Origin of the sequence: Chitinophaga sp. 22308, from assembly GCF_052045305.1 — a bacterium.
GTDB classification, from domain to species: domain Bacteria; phylum Bacteroidota; class Bacteroidia; order Chitinophagales; family Chitinophagaceae; genus Chitinophaga; species Chitinophaga varians_A.
In genome coordinates this window covers 344,139-369,332 of sequence record NZ_JBQEOP010000004.1, presented here as the reverse complement: position 1 = coordinate 369,332, position 25,194 = coordinate 344,139, and the positions used below count along the sequence as shown (strand labels likewise).

General features: G+C 50.3%; 26 protein-coding genes. 9 read left to right on the top strand and 17 right to left on the bottom strand.

Annotated elements, in window-relative coordinates:
• Positions 1 to 118: 118 nt before the first annotated feature.
• Complete coding sequence (gene purD / locus ACTJJS_RS17610; protein WP_168870383.1) at positions 119 to 1,396, bottom strand: phosphoribosylamine--glycine ligase; 1,278 nt, start codon at positions 1,394 to 1,396, stop codon at positions 119 to 121.
• Between the two features lie 180 nt (positions 1,397 to 1,576).
• Here purD and ACTJJS_RS17605 point away from each other — a divergent pair, with 180 nt between their 5' ends.
• From ACTJJS_RS17605 to ACTJJS_RS17595, 3 genes are all read left to right on the top strand, one after another.
• Positions 1,577 to 3,289, top strand: coding sequence for a peptide MFS transporter (locus ACTJJS_RS17605; protein ID WP_168870384.1), 1,713 nt, complete (start codon positions 1,577 to 1,579; stop codon positions 3,287 to 3,289).
• A gap of 129 nt (positions 3,290 to 3,418) precedes the next feature.
• Positions 3,419 to 5,467, top strand: coding sequence for an OPT family oligopeptide transporter (locus tag ACTJJS_RS17600; RefSeq protein WP_168870385.1), 2,049 nt, complete (start codon positions 3,419 to 3,421; stop codon positions 5,465 to 5,467).
• Positions 5,468 to 5,598: 131 nt separating this feature from the next.
• Positions 5,599 to 6,114 carry a hypothetical protein gene (locus ACTJJS_RS17595; RefSeq protein WP_440664661.1) on the top strand — a complete coding sequence of 172 codons (516 nt, stop codon included), beginning with the start codon at positions 5,599 to 5,601 and terminating at the stop codon, positions 6,112 to 6,114.
• 314 nt (positions 6,115 to 6,428) lie between these two features.
• On the opposite strand, the gene ACTJJS_RS17590 is transcribed toward ACTJJS_RS17595, so the two are convergent.
• Genes ACTJJS_RS17590 through ACTJJS_RS17580 form a run of 3 tightly spaced genes read right to left on the bottom strand, consistent with a single transcriptional unit; the run spans position 6,429 to position 10,355 of the window.
• Positions 6,429 to 7,631 (bottom strand): DUF1501 domain-containing protein, encoded by a 1,203-nt coding sequence (locus ACTJJS_RS17590; protein WP_440664660.1) that lies wholly within the window; start codon positions 7,629 to 7,631, stop codon positions 6,429 to 6,431.
• Between the two features lie 24 nt (positions 7,632 to 7,655).
• Positions 7,656 to 9,104 (bottom strand): DUF1800 domain-containing protein, encoded by a 1,449-nt coding sequence (locus ACTJJS_RS17585; protein WP_440664659.1) that lies wholly within the window; start codon positions 9,102 to 9,104, stop codon positions 7,656 to 7,658.
• A 42-nt stretch (positions 9,105 to 9,146) separates the two neighbouring features.
• Positions 9,147 to 10,355 carry a molybdopterin molybdotransferase MoeA gene (locus tag ACTJJS_RS17580; RefSeq protein WP_440664657.1) on the bottom strand — a complete coding sequence of 403 codons (1,209 nt, stop codon included), beginning with the start codon at positions 10,353 to 10,355 and terminating at the stop codon, positions 9,147 to 9,149.
• 46 nt (positions 10,356 to 10,401) lie between these two features.
• Here ACTJJS_RS17580 and moaC point away from each other — a divergent pair, with 46 nt between their 5' ends.
• Positions 10,402 to 10,893 (top strand): cyclic pyranopterin monophosphate synthase MoaC, encoded by a 492-nt coding sequence (gene moaC / locus ACTJJS_RS17575; RefSeq protein WP_440664656.1) that lies wholly within the window; start codon positions 10,402 to 10,404, stop codon positions 10,891 to 10,893.
• 38 nt (positions 10,894 to 10,931) lie between these two features.
• Positions 10,932 to 11,543, top strand: a complete 612-nt coding sequence (locus ACTJJS_RS17570) for an NTP transferase domain-containing protein (RefSeq protein WP_440664655.1) — start codon at positions 10,932 to 10,934, stop codon at positions 11,541 to 11,543.
• Here ACTJJS_RS17570 and ACTJJS_RS17565 read toward each other — a convergent pair.
• The gene (locus tag ACTJJS_RS17565) at positions 11,518 to 11,922 is read right to left on the bottom strand and encodes a molybdopterin synthase catalytic subunit (RefSeq protein WP_440664654.1); all 405 of its coding nucleotides are present in this window, start codon (positions 11,920 to 11,922) and stop codon (positions 11,518 to 11,520) included. The genes ACTJJS_RS17570 and ACTJJS_RS17565 overlap by 26 nt on opposite strands.
• Positions 11,923 to 11,961: 39 nt before the next feature.
• On the bottom strand, positions 11,962 to 12,195 hold the full coding sequence (moaD, locus tag ACTJJS_RS17560; RefSeq protein ID WP_440664653.1) for a molybdopterin converting factor subunit 1: 234 nt from the start codon (positions 12,193 to 12,195) through the stop codon (positions 11,962 to 11,964).
• Positions 12,196 to 12,273: 78 nt separating this feature from the next.
• Between moaD and ACTJJS_RS17555 the strand changes: the two genes are divergently transcribed.
• Complete coding sequence (locus tag ACTJJS_RS17555; RefSeq protein WP_343744399.1) at positions 12,274 to 12,645, top strand: DUF7009 family protein; 372 nt, start codon at positions 12,274 to 12,276, stop codon at positions 12,643 to 12,645.
• Positions 12,646 to 12,647: 2 nt separating this feature from the next.
• Positions 12,648 to 13,613 (top strand): GTP 3',8-cyclase MoaA, encoded by a 966-nt coding sequence (moaA, locus tag ACTJJS_RS17550; protein WP_440664652.1) that lies wholly within the window; start codon positions 12,648 to 12,650, stop codon positions 13,611 to 13,613.
• A 138-nt stretch (positions 13,614 to 13,751) separates the two neighbouring features.
• On the opposite strand, the gene ACTJJS_RS17545 is transcribed toward moaA, so the two are convergent.
• The 6 genes from ACTJJS_RS17545 to ACTJJS_RS17520 form a co-directional block, all read right to left on the bottom strand.
• Complete coding sequence (locus tag ACTJJS_RS17545) at positions 13,752 to 14,495, bottom strand: sulfite exporter TauE/SafE family protein (RefSeq protein WP_440664651.1); 744 nt, start codon at positions 14,493 to 14,495, stop codon at positions 13,752 to 13,754.
• A 1-nt stretch (position 14,496) separates the two neighbouring features.
• Complete coding sequence (locus ACTJJS_RS17540; RefSeq protein WP_440664650.1) at positions 14,497 to 15,582, bottom strand: ThiF family adenylyltransferase; 1,086 nt, start codon at positions 15,580 to 15,582, stop codon at positions 14,497 to 14,499.
• An 18-nt stretch (positions 15,583 to 15,600) separates the two neighbouring features.
• A complete protein-coding gene (locus ACTJJS_RS17535) occupies positions 15,601 to 16,143 on the bottom strand; it encodes an N-acetyltransferase family protein (RefSeq protein WP_440664649.1) in 543 nt (180 codons plus the stop codon).
• A gap of 63 nt (positions 16,144 to 16,206) precedes the next feature.
• Positions 16,207 to 17,478, bottom strand: coding sequence for a serine--tRNA ligase (gene serS / locus ACTJJS_RS17530; protein WP_440664648.1), 1,272 nt, complete (start codon positions 17,476 to 17,478; stop codon positions 16,207 to 16,209).
• A 43-nt stretch (positions 17,479 to 17,521) separates the two neighbouring features.
• Positions 17,522 to 19,189, bottom strand: a complete 1,668-nt coding sequence (locus tag ACTJJS_RS17525; protein WP_440664647.1) for an NAD+ synthase — start codon at positions 19,187 to 19,189, stop codon at positions 17,522 to 17,524.
• A gap of 28 nt (positions 19,190 to 19,217) precedes the next feature.
• Entirely contained in the window at positions 19,218 to 19,901 is a 684-nt protein-coding gene (locus tag ACTJJS_RS17520) for a porin family protein (protein ID WP_168870400.1), read from the bottom strand.
• A gap of 156 nt (positions 19,902 to 20,057) precedes the next feature.
• Here ACTJJS_RS17520 and ACTJJS_RS17515 point away from each other — a divergent pair, with 156 nt between their 5' ends.
• Positions 20,058 to 21,086 carry a hypothetical protein gene (locus tag ACTJJS_RS17515; protein WP_440664646.1) on the top strand — a complete coding sequence of 343 codons (1,029 nt, stop codon included), beginning with the start codon at positions 20,058 to 20,060 and terminating at the stop codon, positions 21,084 to 21,086.
• Positions 21,087 to 21,089: 3 nt separating this feature from the next.
• Here ACTJJS_RS17515 and apaG read toward each other — a convergent pair whose 3' ends face one another.
• The 5 genes from apaG to ACTJJS_RS17490 all read right to left on the bottom strand — a co-directional run bounded on the left by apaG (position 21,090) and on the right by ACTJJS_RS17490 (position 23,795).
• Positions 21,090 to 21,476 carry a Co2+/Mg2+ efflux protein ApaG gene (apaG, locus tag ACTJJS_RS17510; RefSeq protein WP_078669198.1) on the bottom strand — a complete coding sequence of 129 codons (387 nt, stop codon included), beginning with the start codon at positions 21,474 to 21,476 and terminating at the stop codon, positions 21,090 to 21,092.
• Positions 21,477 to 21,559: 83 nt separating this feature from the next.
• Positions 21,560 to 21,886: a DUF4157 domain-containing protein gene (locus tag ACTJJS_RS17505; protein ID WP_168870402.1), complete on the bottom strand. Its 327-nt coding sequence runs from the start codon at positions 21,884 to 21,886 to the stop codon at positions 21,560 to 21,562.
• On the bottom strand, positions 21,874 to 22,818 hold the full coding sequence (locus ACTJJS_RS17500; RefSeq protein WP_440664645.1) for a DUF5777 family beta-barrel protein: 945 nt from the start codon (positions 22,816 to 22,818) through the stop codon (positions 21,874 to 21,876). Before ACTJJS_RS17500 ends, ACTJJS_RS17505 begins: the two co-directional genes overlap by 13 nt.
• A 30-nt stretch (positions 22,819 to 22,848) precedes the next feature.
• Positions 22,849 to 23,400 (bottom strand): YceI family protein, encoded by a 552-nt coding sequence (locus ACTJJS_RS17495; protein WP_440664644.1) that lies wholly within the window; start codon positions 23,398 to 23,400, stop codon positions 22,849 to 22,851.
• A 17-nt stretch (positions 23,401 to 23,417) separates the two neighbouring features.
• On the bottom strand, positions 23,418 to 23,795 hold the full coding sequence (locus tag ACTJJS_RS17490; RefSeq protein ID WP_168870405.1) for a hypothetical protein: 378 nt from the start codon (positions 23,793 to 23,795) through the stop codon (positions 23,418 to 23,420).
• Between the two features lie 102 nt (positions 23,796 to 23,897).
• Between ACTJJS_RS17490 and ACTJJS_RS17485 the strand changes: the two genes are divergently transcribed.
• On the top strand, positions 23,898 to 25,175 hold the full coding sequence (locus tag ACTJJS_RS17485) for a UDP-N-acetylmuramoyl-tripeptide--D-alanyl-D-alanine ligase (protein WP_440664643.1): 1,278 nt from the start codon (positions 23,898 to 23,900) through the stop codon (positions 25,173 to 25,175).
• Positions 25,176 to 25,194: the final 19 nt, after the last annotated feature.

Genomic DNA, 25,194 nt, shown 5'->3' with positions numbered 1-25,194 from the left:
TTTGTTGTTTAAACGGCAACCCGACATGATTATTTTACCATTTTAATATTTAGTTATTTGATCATTTGGAAAGCATGTTTCCTTAGAGAAACTTCTAAATAAAAAAACAACCAAATGACTAAATGAACTCGTAACCGATGTCCCGACGATACGTTTTGCCTTCAAACGAAATCTGCTCCGCGGTTTGCACCGAATGAGCCAGTGCCAGCGGCAGGCTGGCTGCCAGCGAAGTGATGGCCAGCACACGGCCGCCATTGCTCACGACTTGCGCGCCCGATTGTTTGGTCCCGGCATGAAATACCACCTGGTCCTGCGTAGGCGCTGGTATGCCGCTGATCTCCTTGTTTTTCTCATATGCTTCCGGATAGCCCCTGGACACCAGCATGACGGTGGCGGCTGCACGCGGATCTGCATAAATGGTTTGCGCTGCCAGCGTACCGTTTGATACCGTGGTAAACAGTTCCAGTAAATCGTTTTGTAAACGGGGCATTACGACTTCCGTTTCCGGGTCGCCCATGCGACAGTTGTACTCAATAACAAAAGGCTCTCCTTCCACATTAATCAAGCCAAAAAAGATGAATCCGTTATATTTTATCGCTTCTTTTGACAAGCCCGCTACTGTAGGGCGGATTATTTTGTCTTCCACCTTTTTCATGAAAGCCGCATCGGCAAAAGGTACCGGAGATACCGCTCCCATACCGCCGGTGTTGAGGCCCTTGTCGCCTTCACCAATTCGTTTGTAGTCCTTTGCTTCCGGCAGTATCTTATAGGAATGGCCGTCCGTCAGCACAAACACAGACAGTTCAATACCAGTCAGGAACTGCTCTATCACTACGGTTTTGCTGGCATCGCCAAATTTGGCGGCACGGATCATCTGTTCAAACTCGGCCACAGCTTCTTCATGTGAACTGGTGATCACCACGCCTTTACCGGCAGCCAGCCCGTCGGCCTTCAATACAATTGGTAAGGAATGCTGCTGAAGATAAGCCACGCCTTCTTCAAAATTGTCTGCATTAAATTCCCGGTAAGCAGCTGTCGGGATCTGATGCCGCTCCATGAACAGCTTGGCGAAAGCCTTACTGCCCTCCAGGCGGGCGCCCTCTTTGGAAGGACCCATCACTGGAATATGCTGCAGAGCGGCATCCTGGGCAAAGAAATCATAGATACCATTTACCAGGGCCTCTTCCGATCCCGGCACTACCAGGTCGATGGCATTTTCCAGGCAAAAAGCCCGGATCTTCTCAAATTCACTCACGCCCATATCGACGTTCGTTCCACATTGCGATGTGCCGGCATTGCCTGGCGCGATAAATAACTGGCCACACTGTGGACTTTGGGACATTTTCCGGGCCAGGGCGTGTTCCCGGCCACCACTACCTAGTAATAAAATGTTCATATGAATTGCCTAATAAATGCAGGTGCGAAAGAAAATGCAAAGAAAGATGAAAAAAGCACAAAAAACCATAAAAACTGACCATTTCCACCATTTTTTTACGAGATATCCTATTTTACTTTAAATTGCCGCATTTAGAAATTTACAGAACCTTAAAACGACTATTGCTAAAACTAACCATTTATGATGCAAACAGCTGTTGCACAGAAGCCTGCTGACGCCTCGTCAAAGGGGCATCCTAAAGGCCTTGCTGTCTTATTTACCACGGAAATGTGGGAGCGATTTAATTTTTATGGCATGAGGGCGTTGCTGACCCTCTTCCTGGTAAATGCACTGGCATTCTCTGAAGCTGAGTCTTCCTACGTTTATGGCGGCTTCCTCGGTTTAAGTTATCTCACCCCTATGCTTGGCGGATACATCTCCGACCGCTACCTTGGCAACCGGAACTGTATTCTGTTAGGTGGTTTCATTATGGGCATCGGGCAGTTGCTGATGGTACTCAGCGCTGCGCTCTACGCCACCAACGTGGACACTGCCAAACTGATTGTCTGGGTGGCCCTGTTCGTGATCATCATCGGTAACGGGTTCTTTAAACCCAATATCTCCTCCATGGTAGGCCAGCTGTACCCTAAAAACGACAGCCGCCTGGATGCAGCCTTCACTATTTTCTATATGGGCATTAACACCGGCGCCTTCCTCGGTATGCTGATCTGCCCGCTGCTGGGTGATGTGAAAGTAGACAACGTGAGAATGGTAGGCGCTTTCAAATGGGGCTTCCTTGCTGCCGGCATAGCGATGTTCCTCGGCACTGTCCTGTTCTATTTCCTGAAAGACAAATATGTGGTGACGCCCGATGGCGAAGCGATCGGCGGCAAACCCGACTTTAGCAAACCAGCCGCCAACCTCGCTGAAGGCGAAGCTGATAAGGCCAAATTCTCTTCCGGCGCTATTGTAGGCGTCCTGGGCCTCCTGGTGGTACTGTTTTTCATCATCCACTACCTCTCTCTCGATCCCAATCCAATCAAGTCCTGGCTGTATCCCTTCATCTACGCGTCCGGCATCAGCCTCGCAGTGCTGATCCTGACCGATAAAAGCATTACCAAAGTAGAAAGACAACGTATCCTCGTGATCTACTTTGTAGCCTTCTTTGTGATCTTCTTCTGGGCCTGTTTTGAGCAAGCCGGTTCTTCCCTCACCTTTGTGGCCGACTATCAGACAGACCGCCACCTTTTAGGATGGGACATGCCGCCGAGCTTTATACAAAACGCCAACTCCATCTTTATCATCGTATTTGCACTTCCTTTCAGCTGGTTATGGATGAAACTTCAGAAACGCAACCTGGAGCCCATCTCGCCCATAAAACAATCCATCGGGCTGGCTTTACTGGCATTGGGCTTCTTCATCATCGCCCTGCAGGTGAAAAACCTGGGCGCTGGCCAGAAACTCGGCGTCATCTGGCTGATCGTGATGTACCTGTTCCATACCCTCGGTGAACTGTGCCTGTCTCCGATAGGCCTGTCACTGGTGGCCAAACTGGCGCCCCATCGCTTCTCCTCCCTGCTGATGGGCGTATGGTTCCTCGCCAACGCCGCCGGCTATGCGCTGGCAGGCACACTGGGTGCCTTACTGCCGCCGACACAGGATAAATTTGAGCTGGCCGCTAAAAACAATATTGACCTCCAGGGCATCCTCGACGGTACCATCACTGCCACTGCCCAGCAACTGGACAAATTACATGAACTGAAACTGGCTGCCCACTACCCAACTTTCGCCGGTTACACGATCCATAACCTCTATGAGTTCTTTATGGTGTTCGTGATCCTGCCAGGTGGCGCCGCAGTACTCCTGTTCCTCTCCACCAGCTTCCTGAAAAAATGGATGCATGGCGTAAGATAACAGGCATACCTCTTATGTATAAAAAGGAAGACCGGAACAATACAATTTGTTCCGGTCTTCCTTTTATACGCGGTAAGTAACCCCGTAATTCGTAAATTTCAGCCCTTAACACTTTTTTACCTTATCAATATGGCTGACAACAACTTCAAACCATTTGTGCCGCCAGGCACTCAAATGAAAGAATTTACCCTCAAATCCATTTTACTGGGCTGCATCTTTGGGATCATCTTTGGCGCCGCCACCGTATACCTCGCCCTAAAAGCCGGTCTTACCGTTTCCGCTTCCATCCCGATTGCCGTAATTGCCATCACGTTAGGCAGAAAATTCTTCAACACCACGATTCTGGAAAACAATATCATCCAGACCACCGGTTCAGCCGGTGAATCCATTGCTGCCGGCGTAGTGTTCACCCTGCCGGGCTTCCTGTTCCTCAGCGATGGCGGTGGCGCCCAGTTCTTTAACTACTTCACCATCCTCATTCTGGCCATCTTCGGCGGTATCCTCGGCACCCTGATGATGATCCCACTGCGCCGGTCGCTGATCGTGAAGGAACACAAAACGCTCCCATACCCGGAAGGCACCGCCTGCGGCGATGTGCTCATTGCCGGCGAGAAAGGGGGCGACTTTGCCCGTACCGCCTTCTATGGTCTCGGCTTTGCCTTTGCCTATGCCATCTTCCAGAAGATATTGCATGTTATCGCCGAAACACCGGCGTACATGACCAAACAAACCAGCAGGTTTTTCCCTTCCGCCAAAATCAGCGCAGACATCACCCCGGAGTATATGGGTGTGGGTTATATCATCGGTCCGCGTATTGCGGGCGTACTGGTAGCCGGCGGCGTGCTCTCCTGGCTGGCCCTCATCCCGTTGCTGGCCTCCCTGCTGCCTGGCGACGTGATTGCCTCCCAACTGGTAAAAATCGGTTATCTCGCCAGTCTGCAAACACCTGGCGGACAAGGCAACTGGGACCCTGTGACCCATACTTTCGCTGATTATTCCTCCGCGGTATATTATGCCTATGTACGCCAGATCGGCGCCGGCGCGGTAGCGGCGGGCGGTTTCATCACCCTGCTGAAAACCATCCCCACCATCATCTCGTCTTTTAAAGGCAGCATTGGCGCTATCAAAGACCGTAAAGAAGGCGGCGACGCACAGGCCAACGTACTGAGAACGGAAAAAGACCTGAGCCTCAAGGTAGTACTGTTCGGCAGCATCGCCCTGGTGCTCCTGATGGCTTTCCTGCCGCAGCTCCCGGGCGATTCCATCGGCAAAAAAATGCTGGTGGGACTGCTGGTGGTAGTCTTCGGTGCCTTCTTCGTAACGGTGTCCAGCCGTATCGTAGGCCTGATCGGCTCTTCCAATAACCCTATCTCCGGTATGACCATCGCCACGCTGATGGGCACCTGCCTGGTGTTTATCGCTGTAGGCTGGACCGGCAAAGTATATGAGCCGATGGCCCTGGTGGTAGGCGGTATGATCTGTATTGCTGCCGCCAATGCCGGCGGTACTTCGCAGGACCTGAAATCCGGCTATATCGTGGGCGCTACGCCCATGTACCAACAGCTGGCCCTGTTCATCGGCGCCATCGTGTCTTCCATCGTGATCGGGCTGACCGTAAAATTCCTCGACAAACCTACCGCTGAAATGATCAGCAAAGGCGTTACTGAACATGCTATAGGCAGTGCATACTATCCGGCTCCGCAAGGCACGCTCATGGCTACACTGGCCAAAGGCATCCTGTCATTTAACCTCGACTGGCAGTTTGTGCTGGTAGGTGTATTCCTCGCCGTTACAATGGAACTGTGCAACATTAACTCGCTCTCCTTTGCGGTAGGCGCTTATCTGCCATTGTCCACCACTTTGCCGATCTTCATTGGTGGCGCTATCCGCGGTGTGGTAGACCATAAAAACAAAAAAGCCAATGTCCACACGTCAGCAGCAGAAGAAGAACTGGGCAAAGGCAATCTCTTTGCTACCGGCCTTGTGGCAGGAGGCGCAGTGGCAGGTGTCATTATCGCCATACTGGCCGGGTTTGACAGCTCCGCTGCCATACTCGCCAAACTCAATATGGAAGACGGCCTCGCCGGTATATTAGGCCATGGCGGCTACTTTGTACTGGGATGTGCTTTCTTCGCCTTTATGGGCTGGTATCTCTATCGCACCGCCCGAAAAGCATAACATTCAAGTTATCAGGATATTTAAGATGCCGGCACCGGAATGTAACAATACCGGGCCGGCATCCGTTTTTCTATTCTGAAAATGATTATTTTTATCGGAATTTTTATTACATCTTTCTATAATAAGTACCTATGCGCATACTTGTAACCGCATTACTCAGTGCCGTTGTAATCCTCGGCAGCTCCTGCGGAAAAGATAAAGACGATAGCAAAGACCGTAAGTTTGTTTCCGTAAGACTGGATAATAAAATCTATCTCAGCGAGAATCCCAAAGGAGTGGCTTACGCTCCTGACTTCCAGGACGATGATCCCACCAACGACTACTATAAACTGGAAATCACCGGGAAAACCGTCAATAACGATATTATCAACATCTCTATGGCCGGACTGAAAGTACCTTTCCCTCCGGGCGTATATCCTTGCACCAGAGCAGGTAACAGCATCCTGATAGTGATCAACAGCGGTGGCTATCCTGCCACTTACAGCTCACAAGGCAGCGCTGACTGTGTACTCACTGTCACCAACAGCAATAATATACTGGTGGAAGGGATCTTCTCCGGCACCGTAAAAGACCTCAGCGGGGTTGGCGGCAGCCGCACCATCAAAAACGCTGCCTTCAGAGCGATTTATAGCGTTACTGCACAATAATCCCAGGGCTGAAGCCCTGGGCTACGTTTTGTTTTAGATGTGTTTATTGTCAATATTTCGTTATTGATGGTGTGAGGGTTTGTATGTTAAACAGCCCTCTAAGCGTACCTTTGTATAACAATAAAGCCCATGCTCCTGGCATGGGCTTTATTGTTTATTACTAAATATTAAAGTTCATATCGACTGCACCCTTAAAAGGCCTTAAAAACTACGATAATACGTTGTTCCCTATTAATAAGGTGAGGCTTCATTGTTAAGCTATACCTCTAAACAGCCCGAAAACACAACGTAGCCCAGGGCTTCAGCCCTGGGGACTAAATGAAATCCAGCTTCGCATAGTCTGATTTCAGGATCATTTTATCATTGGCGCCCAGCCATTTATCTAACAGCGTGGCATATACGCTTTTGAAATCCACCTTATACTGCAAATCCCCGTCTTTCAGGTTCATCAGGTCCGGCCCGTCATTCAACACTCCCCGCCGTTTTAAAGCACCGCCTATCAGGAACATGTTATTGGCTGTGCCGTGGTCTGTTCCACCGCTGGCATTCTGGCTTACACGCCGTCCGAACTCGGAAAAGGTCATTACGACCACATCCTGAAAGCGGTTGTTCTTTTTAAGGTCACCGGTAAATACTGTCAGGGCATCGCTCAACTGTTTAAAAAGCCGTGCCTGCTGGTCCTGCTGGTTCACATGGGTATCAAAACTGCCGTGCGACACATAATACACTTTGGTATTGATATCAGACATGATCAGGTTGGCGATGGTGCGCATATTACGTCCCAGCTCGGTGCCGGGGTAGTTTTCTTTGGATTGATAAGTCTTGAACTGTTGCTGGATATAAGCGGCAGAAGAGATCGTTTCACCCATGGTTTTGTAGAGGTACTCTACATTATGGTGTTCATCTTCATGCGCATGCTGTTGCAACAGTTCTTTGAAAAACCGGTCATTGCTGGTATTGGAAAGGCGGCCCGGATCTGTGAGCGCCAGTCCTTTGTTATGCTCACCTTTCAGCGCCAGGCTTAAGGTATCGTCAATCTCCAGTGCCTGCGTGGGCTTATCACAGCCGTTGCACTGGGCATCGAGGTAGCGGCCTACCCAGCCATCGCTCCATATTTCCTCTGCCTTGCTGGCTGAATGCCAGATATCCATGGAACGGAAGTGCGAACGGTCAGGATTGGGGTATCCCACGTTGTTGAGGATTCCCAGGGAACCGTCGTCGTATAAGGCTTTCAGTCCATCCAAAGAAGGATGGATGCCCAGGTCATCATTGAGCGACAAGGCAGTTTCCCGCTTAATGCCCAACGCCGGACGGGAACGGTAATAGATATCGTTGCGGTAAGGGATGATGGTATTCAGGCCATCGTTGCCGCCCGACAGTTGTATAATCACCAGCACTTTATTGCCGGGAGGCACCAGTGCGCCGGTTTCCAGCGCTTTGAGAAACTTGGGCATCAGCACCGCTGCTGAAGCCAGGGAACCTACCTGTAAAAAACGACGCCTGTTAAGTATTAACATAACTAATAGCTTTCTGGTGAATGATTAACAAAGTTGATATTCCGGAGTGCTCATGACATCAATGGTCACCGTCTTGATATATCCTTCCCGGGAGCTGGTGTCTGCATATTTTTCCAACAGCGTTTTTTTGATATTGCCGGGCTGTTGCAGCAATACGCCGGCTATGGTGTCCGCGAGGTTTTCGCGGGGAACATCGGCGTAGCCCTGTACATAAGGGTCCCAGTCGATCCGTGCATTTACTTTTTTGGCGAACTGCCTTTTCAGGAAATCATTGATCTCCAACGTCATTTTATAATTGCCGCCATCGCCCATTTCCGGTGTCAGTTCTTTAGGCCGTACGTTCAGCACCTGTGAGTACAGGATCACCTGCGGCACACGCATCCGGAACATGAGGCTGGAACTGTCTATCCAGCTACGGCCACCGGGCCAGCCGGCCACGTTGGGCGGGTAAAACAGCATCTGTCCCAGTATACGCTGAAACACCAGCATCGTTTCCTCCTGCTCGAAAGCCATGGGAACGGTCCTCCGTATGCCTACCAGCAGCTCTATGGGCGATTTGATACGGTTGCCAATGTATTTGCTGTCATAAAACCAGTCGGCCATAAATATCTCCCGCATCAGTGTTTTGATATCATACCCCGAATGATAAAACTTCTCTGAAAGAGACTGGATAAGGGTATCATCGGGAGTATCATCCACAAAATATTTGAATAGTTTGGTAGTGATAAAAGTGGCTGTTTGTTTTTGTTCCAATAATACCTTCAGTACATCGTCTCCATTGTAGTTACCACTTTTACCGAGGATATTTTTGATGCCGTCGTCATGTTGTTTTTCACGGAACACGAATTGGCCATCTTCATCGAAGCCCCATCCGGTAAAGGCGCGGGCAGCTTCTTTAATATCTGTTTCCGCATAATGTCCACGGCCCATGGTAAACAGTTCCATCACTTCGCGGGCAAAATTTTCGTTGGGATGCTGCTTACGGTTTTGTTGATTATTAAGGAACTGCAGCATGGCCGGGGATTTGGAGACGGCCGTCAGCAGGTCGCCAAAGTTGCCCAGGGCATTGTTCCTGATTTCGCTGATCAACTGCTGGTTGAACAACACGTTCTGTGTGCGGCAGGCAAAGTGGCCGTGCCAGAAGAGGCTCATTTTTTCGCGCAGCGGGTGATCGCTTTTCTGCATCATATTCATCCAGGCCACGCTGAGGTCTTTGATGCCCTGTGTGTTCATTTCATTGACGGTTTTACGTTGTTCGGCCGTCATGTCTTTTGAGCGCCGGTAATCCGGCAGGTCAGTAGCATTGATAACGTCTATCGATTCCAGCTCAGCCCGTTTAGGGCCGATCAATACTTTATTCACGATTTCTTTTCGCCGTCTTCTTTCCCAGTCGGAGATGACGGGCAGGGTTTCACCGAAGCCGGCACGCCAGGCGAGATGTTGCATTTCCAGTTTTTTGGCAACTACGGGCATACGTAAATATTTAAATCTAAGACTGAGTTTTACCGCCCGGGTTTAACGGAATCTCCAGACAGGATAACAACTTCCTTTTTCAAAAATGTTCTTATCCTGTGGAAGCGCCATAAAAGCATCGGCAAGCAGCAGGCTGGCAAGATCTCCCGAGCCATGGTAAGGTTGGGGAACAGCACCCATGGTGCCATCGGGCAATGATTGCAATTTAACAGGAAGATAATATTCCAAAGGAGGATTAAAAGTCACTGTTTCCTGCAACACTGCATAAACGGGTGCTTCTTCCCGCGCTCCCATAGCAGCTTTCAGCCAGGGCAACGCATAACGGTAATAACACATAAAGCCCGAAACCGGGTTGCCCGGCAATGCAAACACCACCGGACCATTAGTGAAACTACCGAACAGGAAAGGCTTTCCGGGCCTTTGTTGCACTTTATGAAAACTTTGCTGCATACCTAATCGCTGCAATACCGCCGGCAGGTAATCATATTTCCCGGCAGATACCGCCCCGGAGCTGATCCACACATCTGTTTCCCGCAATAATGGTTCCAGCCGCTCCTGCATGGCAGCTTCCTCGTCGCTCAGGTGAACGTATACTGCGGTAATACCGCACTGCTGCAAAGAAGCCATCAGGCTATATATATTGGAGATGCGCACCTGGTGTTCTTCGGGGGTGGCGTCTACCGGCACCAGTTCATTACCGGTGGCAATCACGGCTACCCGCGGCAGCCGCGCCACCGTTACGAGCGTTTTCCCAACAGTGGCCAGTACCCCCGCTTCCGCAGGGCCTATCAGCGTCCCTGGCGACAGCAGCACGGTGTCTTCCGCCACATCGGTGCCTTTGCGATGAACGTTCTGTCCCTGTGTTACGTTACCAGTGATGGTAAAACGGCGGAACCCTTCATGATCAGTGGCTTGCAGCTGTTCATAAGGCACCACGGTATCTGTCAGTTCCGGTAAAATGGCGCCGGTCATCACTTCAATACAATTGGCCGTATTGGACAACTGTAACCGCGGAGCACCGGCAGCCTGTATGTCTTCCACGCCAAAAATCTGTTGCCCGCGGGCAAAACTGTCGTACAGGATGGCAATACCATCCATAGTAACCCGGTCGAACGGCGGAAAAGGCCTGTCAGCTTTAACGGACTCACGCAATATGCGCCCGGTGGCCGCTTCAAAAGGCAGCACTTCAGTGCCCATGTCCTTCACGGTTTGTAATACGGCAGTATACGCAGCAGCAACAGTCAGCATCATTTTGTATTATTTTTGTACAGGTGAAAGTGATTAAATTTATGATATTATGGCCAATCCATCAAGCAGCGATTTTACCCATCTCGATCCTTCCGGTCAACCGGCAATGGTAGATGTGAGCGGCAAAGGCAGCACTTATCGTGTAGCCGTTGCCGAAAGCCGGGTGTATTTACCCGCACTGGTACGGGAACAGTTCCGCAACAATGACATACAAACCCGCAAGGGCGCTGTATTTCAGACAGCCATCATAGCCGGTATCATGGCGGCCAAAAAAACGCCGGACCTCATTCCGCTCTGCCACACCCTGTTGCTGGACGGCTGCGATGTACAGATACATCTTGAAGAGGAAGAAGCCGTTATCCGTTGTACCGTAAAGACTACCGGCAAAACGGGCGTGGAAATGGAAGCCCTCACCGGCGCCAGCGTGGCCGCACTCACTATCTATGATATGTGCAAAGCATTCACACAGGAAATGATCATTCGTCAAACCCGGCTGATCAGTAAAACCGGCGGCAAGCAGGACTATGGACATGGTGGATAGTCACACCAAACAGACTGATTTTTTGAAAAGAGTAAGTTATGACGGGGAATAATATCGCACCATTAAAAGGATTGGTACTTTGTGGCGGGCAAAGTACCCGCATGCAGGAAAATAAAAGCAGGATCAGCTATCACGGTATGCCGCAGTGGCAATACCTGGCGGATTTACTGACGTCTTTTGAACTGGAAACGTATCTGTCCTGCCGGACAGATCAACAAACAGATTTTGATCACTATTCCCGGTTGATACCTGACAGCGTGCCTTATGGCGGCCCTTCCGCGGGTCTGCTGAGTGCCCATCAGGCGCAACCTGACAGCGCCTGGCTGGTGCTGGCCTGCGATCTTCCACTGATCAGCCGGCAGAGCCTTGAAATATTGGTCCGCGAACGTGATGCGGAGCAATCGGCCACCGCCTTCATCAGTCCGGTAAATGACCTTCCCGAGCCACTGATCGCCATCTGGGAGCCTGCCGGTTTACGCGCTTTATGGCAAAATGTGGAGGCAGGTAAAAACTGTCCCCGTAAAACATTGCTGAACACCCCTATACGGCTGCTGCACAATCCTTACGCCGCAGAACAATACAATGCCAATACGCCCGAAGAAAAGGCCGTGGCCCTGAAGCAGGTCACTGGCCAATCTCTCCGTCCGTAAAAAACTCTTTCTTCCAGATAGGCACTGTTTCTTTCAATGTATCGATGGTAAACTCACAGGCGTCAAACGCAATACCACGGTGTGCCGAGGCCACAGCAATCACCACGGCAATATCGCCGGGATATTTGTCGCCGATAGCATGCAGCATCACCAGTTTTTTGATGTCCCACTGTGCTTTTACCCGGTCGGCAATTTTCTGCATCTCGCTGAGGGCCATCGTTTCATAACATTCATAAAACAGTTTCGTCACCCCGCGGCCACGGGTATCATTCCGCACTGTTCCGGTGAAAATCACCTCTCCGCCGCATTCCGGCGACTGGATAAAGTCCAGCGCTTCCTGTACGCTAATGGTATCTTTGATGGCTATTAATGTGTCCATAATTATTTTTAAAATCCTGTGAAAGCGCCTTTGCGGGAACTATCCGCCGCTCACCGGTGGTATCACCGCCACTTCATCACCTGCACGGATGATTTGTGTATCGGTCGCATATTCCCTGTTGACCGCTATCATCAGGGAACTGAGCTGCTGCATGGCCGGGTAACGGTCATACAACCACTGTTTCAGTTCCGCCACATTGGTCACCGTTTCCGGCAGGCCAACCAGCGCCGTACCGGCAATATCTTTCGCCACACCAAAAAGCAGAAGGCCCATACATTGAAATTTGTTGGTTAAAACTACAATATAGCAGTGATAAAATAGTACTTTTAATACCGGAGAAAATCACTTTCTATGAAGATCAGGATAAGAGGGAACAGCATCCGCTACCGGTTGGACAAAACAGATATGGAACTGCTGGAAACTACCGGCAAAGTAGAGTCTATCACTCATATCGGCGCGGGCGTGCTTCATTTTTGCGTACGTTCCAAAAACATCACCGACCCGGTGATAAAAATGGAACATGACGGCGTACATCTGTTACTGCCGGCAGAGACGTTACAGCGCTGGTACGCACCGGACCAGGTTGGCTTTGAATTAATACTTCCCAATCCTGATGGTTCTGAGCTGAAAGTATTGGTGGAAAAGGATTTCCAGTGCCTTTCCCCAAGAAATGAAGATGACAGCCAGGCTTTTGAAAATCCGAATGCAGGCAAAAACTGCTGAACATGCTGACGGACGTCCATCATCGTATAATCGATTACGTTAGACTGTCGGTAACCGACCGTTGCAATCTCCGTTGCACATACTGTATGCCGGAGCACATGCGTTTTGTTAAATCGTCCGCACTGCTTACAGATGCAGAAATCGTCACGCTGCTGGAAACACTGGCGTCTGCCGGCATCTCGAAAGTGAGGATTACCGGTGGAGAACCATTTCTTCGCCCAGGCCTTATTCCCCTGCTGGCCAGTATTAAAGCTATTGCCGGCATACGTCAGATTGCCATCACCACCAACGGCGTGCTTACCCACCGTTATATCTCCGACCTGAAAGCACTGGACATTACCCATGTCAATCTCAGTCTTGATACGCTGCAACCTCAACGTTTTCACCAGATCACGCGCCGCGACCAGTTCGCCGCTGTCATGCAAACACTGGACAGCCTGCTGGCCCATCAGCTGCAAGTGAAGATCAATGTGGTGGTAATGGACCAGGTCAATACAGATGAGCTGGTACCTTTTGCAGCACTTACACGCGAGCAGCCCGTATCAGTAAGGTTTATTGAAGAAATGCCTTTCAATGGCCAGGGACATGCTTTTTCAGGCATCAACTGGAATTATGAAACTATCCTCGATACGCTACGGGAAAAATACACCCTACATAAATTACCGGATGCGCCCCATTCCACCGCTCTCAACTACAGTATTCCAGGCCACGCCGGCAATATCGGCGTGATTCCTGCCTATAGCCGCACTTTCTGCGGCACCTGCAACAGACTTCGTATATCCGCTACCGGTAGTGTCAAAACGTGCCTTTATGGCCCCGATACTTTAAATGCAAGAGACCTGATGCGGTCAGGAGAAGCACTGCTGCCGGCTATTCAGCAGGCATTGCATCACCGTGCTGCCAACGGGTTTGAAGCCGAACGGCTGCATGTCGGCACACCGGAAAGCATGTCTGTGATAGGAGGATAAAATCAATTACGAATTGTGAATTACGAATTGCGAATTACGAATTACGAATTACGAATGGAGTGCTGCCTTTGAGGCGGTCTGTTTAGTAGCCGTCTAAGAAACACCCCCCATTCGTAATTCGTAATTTCTAATTCGTAATTACTTAATGAGCATTCTCACGCCTGCATATAAAATCAACACCGCCGTAGCACCCGCCACCCATTTGGGTTTCAGCACACGGGCACTCAGCCGTGCACCGATTTGTCCGCCAATGATTACCGCCAGCAGCAGCGGCCCGGCGAAAGCAGGTTCAAATACAATGGCTTTTTTTGCGGCCTGTCCCAGCAGCCCTGAAATAGAATTAACGAGGATAAAGAAGCTGCTCAGTCCTGCCACGTTTTTAGCGGTATCGTACTTGCCCAACCGCAATACCGGCGCCAGGTAAATACCGCCGCCGATGCCGGTCATACCGGACAGCAGGCCGATAGCGCCGCCGATAAACCCGTACAGGCCCCCATTACCTTCCCGCAGGGTTTCCGTTTGCTGGTTACGCTCAAAGAACAACCGGTAGCACATGAACACGGCTGCCAATGTAAGCGCTACGCCCAGCAACAGGAAAAAGGTTTCCTGTTTAAGCGGCAGATAACTCCCCACAAAAGCCAGCGGTACACTAACGAAAGACAGCAACAGCGCCTTCTTCATCGGAAGATGGCCGCTTTTGTAGAAATGATACACGCCACCGGCCACCACGGCCACATTGCACAACAAAGCGGTAGACTTCATCAGTTGAAAATCGATGCCCCACAAAGCCAGGATAGCCAGGTAGCTGGAACCACCTCCGAAACCGGCCGCAGAATATACCAGCGCTACCAGGAAAAAGAGAAGACAAAGTTCTATGGTCACATTAATAAGTTTGCATCTGGTCATCAATGGCACAGGCCCAGGCATGAATACCGCCTTCCACATTATACACCTGTTTGAAGCCCATCTCCACCAAACGCTGTCCCACGGCACGGCTACGCATACCATGATGGCACAGTACCGCCAGCGGCGCTTCCGGTTGCAGGGCGCTCACACGGCCCAATACCTGTCCCATAGGGATATGAATGGCCTGTGGCAGATGGCAGATCTCCCATTCGTCATCTTCTCTCACGTCCAGCAGTTGCAGGGCATCGCCTTGCTGTAACCATTGCTGCAGCTCTTCTACAGACAGGGATTGCAGATTATTCACTTCACAAACAGTTTGTTGATAGTTGTCAGCCAACCGTGTTATCTGTTGATTGGCAGCTACCGGTGTAATATTAAAGGTAAGGTGGGTATTATGTAAGGTGTCAATTGTCAGCAGTTGGTTTTTCAGCGGTGTGCCAATGCCGGTGATCACTTTCACCACTTCATTGGCCTGGTAACAACCGATGATGCCGGGCAGTACGCCCAGTACGCCTATTTCGCTGCAATTCAGCATCTCGCCTGATTCCGGCGCGTCAGGGAAAATACAGCGATAGGTAGCGCCACCCTGGTAGTTGAACACGCTCAACTGTCCTTCGTATTTGTAGATGGCGCCATATACCAGCGGTTTGCCTGCTATTACACAGGCGTCGTTCACCAGGTAGCGGGTGCCGAAATTATCAGAGCAGTCCACCACAACGTCATACGCGCCGATGATATCCAGCGCATTGTCAGTCGTTAGCCAGGTATCATGTGGCACAATCTGTATTTCCGGATTAAGTTGTTGCAGCCTTGTTGCGGCCAGCGCCAGCTTGGGTTTCCCCTGATCGGCGGTATGGTACAGCACCTGCCGTTGCAGATTGGTAATGGATACTGTATCATGCTCCACAATCCCTATTTTTCCTATGCCCATGGCCGTTAGATATTGCAGCACAGGCACTCCCAGTCCCCCGGCGCCAATCACCAGCACGGACGCGGCCTGCAGTAAACGTTGTTTTTCCGGGCCAAAGCCTTCCAGTCTTGTCTGTCGGTCATATCGTTGCATAACAAATCGTCTTTATGATCATGGTTTTACCCGGCGGTACATCGTCACCAGGTCGGCATATTGCCCTTCTTTCTGTTGTATGCCGTAAGGCAGGCGGCCACATTCCAGGAACCCGAAGTTACGATAGAGATGCATGGCTTTATCGTTGTTTCCAAATACCTGCAGGTATATCAGCTGTATTTTTGTATGTTGTTCGGCCCAGCGCAGCATAGCGGTCATCAGCCGGCGGCCGATGCCCAGACCGCTCCAGGCGCGCTCTACGGCGATACCCATTTCAGCGGTATGCCCTCTTTTATAATATCCGCTATGGTTTACGGTGATAGACCCTACCAGTGTGTCATTAACCATGGCGACCAGCATCAGCTGATCGGGGTTCTTCAGGTACGTTTTGATAAAATCCTCTTCTGATTTCTCATTCAGTTCCAGGGCCTCTCCGGGGGTGAACAACAGGAATTCTGTTTCCTGCGTCATCCGCTGGAAATTACGCAGCAAGCCGAGCGCATCTTCCACCACCGGTGGCCGGATGATCAGTTCTGCTCCGTTGGGCAAAAAATGTCTCATGGTACGAAAATAAAAAAAAGCAGCCGGTTTAGGGCTGCTCTTTATCATCAAAACAGATGGTGTTTATGCAATTTTGTCTGCGCCAAAATAACGATGCAGTACGGCCGGTAACTGAATACCTGCTTCCGTCTGGTTGTTTTCCAGTATACACGCCATAATACGGGGCAGGGCCAAAGAGCTGCCATTCAGGGAGTGGGTCAGCTGTGGCTTGCCGTTGGCTTCTTTGAAGCGGATCTTCATGCGGTTGGTCTGGTACGTCTCAAAGTTAGACACAGAGCTCACTTCCAGCCATTTCTGCTGGGCGGCGCTGTACACTTCAAAATCGTAGGTAATGGCAGACGCAAAACTCATATCACCGCCGCACAACCGCAGAATACGATAGGGTAGCTGGAGGCTGTTAAGCAGTTTCTCCACATGGGCCACCATCTCGTCCAGCGCTTCGTAAGATTTCTCCGGATGTACAATCTGTACCAATTCTACTTTGTCGAACTGGTGCACCCTGTTGAGGCCACGTACGTCTTTACCGTAGGAGCCGGCTTCACGGCGGAAGCAAGGGGTATATCCGGTCATTCTGATAGGCAGATCAGTGTCTTTCACGATTTCATCGCGGTAGATATTGGTCAGCGGCACTTCTGCTGTGGGAATCAGGAAGTAGTTGTCCTCCGTGGCGTGATACATCTGTCCTTCTTTATCAGGCAACTGGCCGGTACCAAAGGCAGAGGCTTCGTTTACCAGGTAAGGAGGGGCGTATTCGGTATAACCGTTGTCCAGGTTAAAATCCAGAAAATACTGTATCATGGCACGTTGCAGGCGGGCGCCCTGTTTTTGGAAAACAGGAAAACCGCTGCCGGTGATTTTATTACCCAGTTCGAAATCTATCAGCTGGTATTTTTTAGCGAGGTCCCAGTGAGGCACGGCATCAGCGGCCAGCGTCGGGATGTTGCCACCACGGCGCACTTCCACGTTCTCTTCCGGGGTTTTACCGGGAGGCACAATGGCAGCAGGCAGATTAGGCAGCTTAACGAGGGTATCATGCAGCGCTTTTTCGGTAGCGTTCAGCTCATCATTCACAGGTCCCAGTTTCTCTTTCAGGGCGTTTACAGCAGCACGTTGTGCTTCGCCTTCTTCTTTTTTCCCCTGCGCCATCAGCTTACCTATCTCTTTGGAGAGACTGTTTACCTGCGCTTGTGTTTCATCATATTCCTGTGTGAGGCGCTTACGCTTGTCGTCCAGTGCCAGCACTTCGTCTACCAGGCCTGTTTCTTTAAAATTTTTCAGGGCGAGACGCTCTAATACCAGTTCTTTATTTTGACGTATAAACGGTACTTGTAACATGTTGTATTATTAAAAAATTTGCTCAAAGATAGAAAAATAGCATTTAGCTGAGATATTTACCTACTATCGGTATCCGGCGGCCCACACCAAAGGCCTTGGAAGATACGCGGATGATAGGGCAGAATTGATTCCTTTTGTATTCATTGGTGTTGACCATCTTTAAGGCCCGCGAAACCAAAGCGGAGTCAAATCCCTGAGCAATAATTTCTTTAGGCCCCTGGCGGCGCTCTATGTACTGGTACAGCAGTCTGTCCAGCACTGTGTAGTCCGGCAGGCTGTCGCTGTCCTTTTGGTTGGGGCGCAGCTCTGCGGAAGGTGCCTTGTCAATGATATTTACCGGGATGATCTCTTTATCCCTGTTGATGTACCGCGCCAGTGCGTACACCTGCATTTTGTAAACGTCGCCCAGTACGGACAGGCCACCGGCCATATCACCGTAGAGGGTACCGTAGCCGGTAGACAGCTCACTTTTGTTGGAGGTGTTCAGGAGGATATACCCGAATTTGTTGGAAAGGCCCATCAGCAGGTTGCCCCGGATACGGGACTGGGTATTTTCTTCCGCCACATTGAAGGGCAGTCCTTTAAAATACGGCTCCAGCGTAGTCAGGAAGCTTTCGTAAATATCATTGATGCGGATGATGTCATAAGGGTTGTTCAGGTTTTTGGACAACGCCACGGCATCATCTACAGAATGTTCAGTAGAGTAAGGAGAAGGCATCAGCACGGCCCGTACGTTTTCGGCGCCCAGCGCATCACACGCAATGGCGAGGGTCACGGCACTGTCTATACCGCCGGAAGAGCCCAGGATGGCCTTTTTGAAACCCATCTTGCCGAAGTAATCACGGATGCCCAGCACCAGCGCGTCGTATATCCGGTTGATATTGTGATCAAACACCAGTTCTGTCAGGGGTGTGAAAGCCTCCATTTTAGCAGGGGCTTCTCCCTGGGAGAGCAGGTCCTCCAAATTCACGCCGTCCATGGCTTCGGTAAAGTAGGGCAGTTCTTTTACCACATTGCCGGCAGCGTCGTAAATAAGGGAGCCACCGTCAAATACGATCTCTGTCTGGGAGCCCACCGTATTGCAATAATACATGGGCAGCTTGTATTTGAGCACATTGGCGCGGATGATCTCTTTACGGTCTTCATCGTGATCGTAATCAAACGGGGAAGCGGAGAGGTTGATCATCACGTCCGGCTGCTGCGCCATCAGCACGTCCATCGGACATATACGGTACAGCGGGTTGTCACCAAGGTTCCAGATATCTTCACAAATGGTCACAGCCAGTTTTTTCCCTTTGAACGGAATGATGTTCCACTCGTAAGAAGGCTCAAAGTAACGGTATTCATCAAAAACGTCGTAGGTGGGAAGCAGTGTTTTATGCACCACCTGCTTTACTTCCCCTTCATGGAGGAACCACGCTGCATTGAACAGGTCCTTGCCTTCCCTTTGCGGGTTGCGGGCCGGGCAACCTACCAGCACAGCGATATCGTGCGTATGCGCTTTGATCACGTCTATGGAATGATAACATTGCGCAATAAAATCTTCAAACTCGAGGAAATCACGTGGGGGATAACCACATACACACAGTTCGGAAAACACCACCAGTTCAGCGCCCTGTGCTTTGGCAGCGGCTATTCCTTCGATGATTTTCTGTGTGTTGTGTTCAAAATTACCTATATGATAGTTCTGTTGTGCCAGTATAATTTTCATACCCTTGAAAAAAGTTTAAGATCGACTGTTAAAAATATACGCCCAGCCGCAGCGCAAAGCTATTCATATTTACCTTACCATCATCCCATTTGCCGTTTCGGGTAACGTCCACGAAACCGTTCTGGTAGGTAAGGCCTACAATACCGGTGAGGGTTTCACCCAGCGGGTATTCCACGCCGGCGCCTATCAGCATGCCGATATTGATGCGGTTCATCTGTGGCAGTATGTTTACCCTGTCATGTGTTTCATTCAGGGAGATAACATCCGCCCGGCCGCTGACCGGGAAAGCCAGATAGGTACCGAACTGTCCCCAGAAGTTAAGATCGTTGGCCGAGGTGGTTTTCAGCTTCAGCGCCACCGGTACCTCGATGTAGGTAAGTTTCATGTTGTATTCTGCTGGATTGGCCCTGAACTCGCTCAGTCCTTTGCCGGCATCATATTTCAGCTTACTGCCGCCCAGCACTACGTTAAAACCCGAGGCCAGCGCATAATTACCGGCTTCGTTCAGGTTGAAATCAGCCATCAGCCCGAAACTCAGTCCTCCTTTGGAGCTGTTGCGGCTTACGCCCGACTCCTGTGGCTTCAGTATCGAGATCATAGGATCTAATTTAAAGCCCAGCCGTACTTTACGGACAAAAGTACCCTGTCCGCTCTGTGCCATCCCTGCTGTTGCTATCCCTAATGTTAATGCCAGCAAAAAAAACCGCTTCATATGATTCATTTTAACGATGAAATTACGAAAATCAATTACGAATTACGGATTACGAATTACGAATTGATAACCTATTATCGGACATTTCACTAAGTAACAGCCTAATAAACAGCCCCGAATTCGTAATTCATAATTCGTAATTCGTAATTTTACTGAATGCGAAACAATCCCACATATTCCCTGCTGACTGGCTGCCTTGCGGCACTGCTGCTGTACGCCTGCAAAACCGGCAATAAAGCTCCGGACGTAAGCCATATACCCATGAACGTTAGTATCCAGCGGTTCGATTCGGCGCTGTTCACTATCGACACCAATGATATCCAACCCGGGCTCACCCGGCTGCATCAGTCCTATCCGCTTTTCATGCCCATCTATATTTCGGAGATCATGAACTTTGGCGCTTATGCAGACAGCAGCCAGGAAGTACAGCGCCAGCTGCGGCTTTTCCTGACCAACCGTGATTTCCGGCAACTGGAGACAGCCGTGTCTCAAAAATATGCTAACGCCGGTACGCTGCAAAAACAGCTGGAAGAGGCGTTTCGGTATACCAAATATTATATTCCCGCTTTCCGTGCGCCTAAAGTGGTCACTTTTACCTCTGGTATCGCCAATTATGGTGCCATTACGATCGACTCCATCCTGGGGATAGGGCTGGACATGTATATGGGGGCCGATTTTGCCCCTTATGCCCAGATACCTGACTATCCTGACTATATGATCCGCCGTTTTGCGCCGGAGTATATTACCACCAACTGTATGCAGGTACTGCAACAGCAGCTGTATCCTGCGCCCCGTAACAGCGGCGGCCTGCTGGAACAGATGATCGAAGCCGGAAAACAACAGTATTTCCTGTCCAAAGTACTTCCCAATACGCCCGACTCTATCCGCTTCGGCTATACGAAAGAGCAGCTGCAATGGTGCCATGATAATGAAAAGCTGATCTGGCAGTTTTTCGTACAGAACAACCTATTATACACAACAGACTGGCAGCAGATCAACCTCTTCATGAACGACGCACCGGCCACACAGGGCATGCCCGAAGGATCTCCCGGAAAAATCGGCTACTTCGTGGGCTACAGTATCGTGAACAAATACATGGAAAAACATGCTGACGTAAGCGTTCAGCAATTGATGGAGTCGAAAAACCTGCTGGAAATATTCAAGGCGTCCAAGTACAGACCGTAACGGTTAGTTGAGCTTAAAGGGAACCACCATCTGGAATTCAGGAATCCTTACTTCAAAGATTTTCTTGTCCAGTTGGTTTTCCATTTGGTAGGTACCGTACATCTTGCCTATTTCAGTGCGGAGGTTGGAACCCGAGACATATTGATAAGTCTCGCCGGGGGCCAGTAGCGGCTGTACGCCTACCACGCCTTCACCCTCCACTTCACGGTGGGTGCCGTTGGAATCAATGATGTACCAGTGGCGGCGCAGCAATTTAATGGGGAAAGTATTGTTGTTCTCAATGGTGATACGGTAAGCAAACATGAATTCGCTTCCAATAGGATTAGAATAATCCGGCTGGTAGAATGTTTCCACGCTGATAGTGATTCCCTCTGTTACCTTCTTAACCATAAAAACAACCTTTGACGTAAAAATAAGAAAAATAAAGCCAGTGGGTATAAAAATTATATTTTCCGCAACACTTTAACGATTTTTTAAATAATTTCTATTCCTTCCAGAATGCCCGGGTCAGCTTCCGCCTTTCTGGCGGCCACTTCCAGCGGATTATGATAATACCCCCACCGGGCTGACTGATACAAATACCGTGTCAGGAAACCTATCATGCCATACTGCCGGTACTGTAACACATGGCAGGCCTCATGCCGGACCCAGGCTATATCTGACAGAAATTCCAGCCGGGACGCCCCATACAGATGTATAGTGCGCCCCAGTACCATGGCCACTGCCTTCACCCGCATCACTTTCGCTGCGATGCGGGCCAGTCCGGAATCAACTTGTATGCTACATTTTATTTTTTCCAATCCTTTTTCCCGAATAACGTAAATCTACGGGAAATATTGAAACCCCAGCGGAACTGCCCCTGTAACCACGAAGTGGTGGTTTCAGGAATAAATTGCGTTTCCTGGATAGCTGTGGAATTGGTAAAGTTAATATGGAACACATGCCCGCCTGTTTCTATTTCCAGTCCTACGCCCAGCGGGTTATAGAAAGTGATGCCCTGCGATTTGTAATAGTCGCGGCTGGCCTGCGAGCGGAACGGATAAAAATATTCTGCCACAATGCCGATCCGTTTGGATACCTTCAACCGGCCCCCCACGCCCAGGGCAAACATATTGTTCATGTCCATATAACCCACCCGGTTGCGGTGAACATAAGTAGGGGACAATGAAAACGCCAGCCTGTCACCGAATTTGCGGGACACAATGCTCTGCGCCACATAACTCATGCGGTCGGAGGCATCGCCAAACCAAGCGGCTTTATGCGGATCTTCTTCTGATGTCATGGCAGACATGACCGCCGTGCCCAGCAACGCCACGGACACCGGCACATGGCCATCCTGTGTTTGCTCTACCAGCCGGTATTTCACCAGCAGGTCTATCAGCTGGCGCTGTTCGCCGGAACCTTTGGAGCGGCCCAGGCCCGCCATCAGCCGGTCAGTGATGCCATACTCCAGCCCTATACGGATGTCAGTGGAGTTATCGATGCCATAGAATGTTTTGGAACCGCCAAATTCACCTCCCAGGTCGCCGAAGCGGTGGTCTACACGGAAATCCAGCTCATGTTTGCGCAACATGTCCGTTGAATGCCCCATAATAATGCGGGTGCCTTTATACGTGTACAGCACTTTCGGATGTGCGGGACCGGTAGAATCGAAAAGGTGGCTCAGGTCCTGCTGAGCCTGGCCATATACGCTGATGCTGGTGCACAGCAACAGAAATGCAATAATTTTCATGGGTATGTTTAATAATAATGATGATAAGGATTACCGGTTTACCACGGCGGTATACACTGCGTTGACGGTTACCGCCACTATCTCTGCTACGTTTTTCACCACCATGGAAGGCACATCAATGCGATGGTCTGCCACGCGGATGTTGAAAGTGGAGCCGGCCGTGATGTTGCCGTCTTTCACGGTGATGGTGCCTTTCTCACGATAGGCTTTGTCTACCCCATGCAGGTTCAGCGTACCTTCCACGGTCACCTCATAGGTGCCGTTGCGGCTGAGGTCTGTGTTTTCCACCACTTTCCCCTTGAATTCGGCAAAGGGGAATTTGTCGCTCTCCAGATAATTTTGGTTGAAATGGTCCTGCATCAGCTTTTTCCGGAACTGGAAAGAAGCGATCGGTACTTTAAAATAAATGGCGCCGGTCTTTACATTGATGGCGGACACGCCTTTGTCGGTTTTAGCCTCTATATCTTCCAGTGGCGCCGATGAGAAGAAAGAGAACCGGGTATTCTTGCAGGAGAAAACATCCTGCGCTGATACCGCACTGGTGATGATCACCAAAGAAAAAAGAAGGAAGAGGTTTTTCATGAGCAAAAGATTTGGATTTACTGATCTGGCATACCTCGTTCGATCCAGCAGGCGATGGAGTCTTTCATCCCTTTAGACAATGCCGGGAAACGTGATGGCGGCATATCCGCCTGAGCGCTGGTGACACGTTGGATAAAAACTGCCCGGGACGCTGTGATGTAGGCTTTCAGGTTGTCCGGGGTAGAAAAATCCGCACGGCCCCGTGGGATATTGCCGGTATGGCATCCGCGGGAGGTGCAATTGGCCTGGATGGCCTGCTGCGCATAAGTAGTGAAAATGCGGGCCACTTTACAGTCGAGGCCCTCGTTCGGGATCACCGGTGCCGGCGCCTGTTCATTTTTACAGGCTGCCAGCAGGAGAACTCCCGCTAACAAAAGATGGGTTTTCTTTTTCATAATTGTTTATTGACCTGTATCTGATACGAAAGATGCAGTGAATGGGTTGCCAGGGTTACACTATTTGGATTTAGTTGTTATTTTGCAGAAAATCTTCCACTCGTGACCATAGAACAAATCTATCATATCTATCTGCAGCATGGCAGCATTCAGACAGACACCCGCAAGTTGCAACCGAATGATATTTTCTTTGCCCTGAAAGGAGATAATTTCAACGGCAATGAATTTGCTGCCAAAGCACTGGAAATGGGCGCAGCCTTCGCCGTGGTGGACGAGGCCGCGTATTACACGCAGCCAGACAAAATGGCGCTGGTAGACAATGTACTGGAAGCCCTGCAGGCACTCGCTTTATGGCACCGGAAACAGTTAAACATTCCCTTCCTCGCCATTACCGGCACTAACGGTAAAACCACTACGAAAGAGCTGGTCAACGCCGCCCTGTCTGCCGGTTTCAAAACTTTCGCCACTATCGGCAACCTCAACAACCATATCGGGGTGCCGCTGACCATCCTGGCCATTAAGCCGGACGTGGAAATTGCCGTTATTGAAATGGGCGCCAGCCATCAGAAAGAGATCGCCAGCTACTGCACCATCGCATTGCCTACCCATGGCATCATCACCAATATCGGCAAAGCCCACCTCGAAGGGTTCGGCAGCGAAGAAGGTGTCCGCATCGCCAAAGGGGAACTGTATGATTACCTGCGCGCCAACGGCGGCACCGTATTCGTTTGCAACGACTATCCCTATCTCATGGACATGAGCAAGGGCATCTCCCATATTATTACTTACGGCAGCAAAGACGCCGACTACACCGGCACGCCCGCAGCAGACAAAGCACTGCTGGGTGTTGAAGTGGCCAACGATAACATCGGATTCATACAAACCAAACTTACAGGCGCGTATAACTTCCCTAATGTGATGGCCGCAGTAGCGGTAGCCAGCCACTTTAAAGTGCCGGCAGAAAAAATCGGTCCCGCCATCGCCGCCTATACGCCGTCCAATAACCGTTCACAGGTCATGCAGCAAGGCTCCAACACTATTATCATGGACGCCTATAATGCCAACCCCTCCAGCATGAAAGCTGCCATCGACAACTTCGTGGGCATCGAGGCCCCTAAAAAAGTACTGATGCTGGGCGCCATGATGGAACTGGGTACAGACAGCATCAAAGAACACGAAGCCCTGGTAGAACAATTACAACGTCACCACTGGGAAGCAGTAGTGCTGGTGGGCGGTGATTTTAAAAAGGTCAACCATCCTTACATTTATCTTGATAACTCAGCAGAAGCAGCCAAATGGCTTCAGCAGCAACAGTTCCAGGACACACATATACTGATCAAAGGCTCCCGCAGCACCGGTATGGAAAAAGTGATCGCGTAATTTATTTATGCAGATTTTT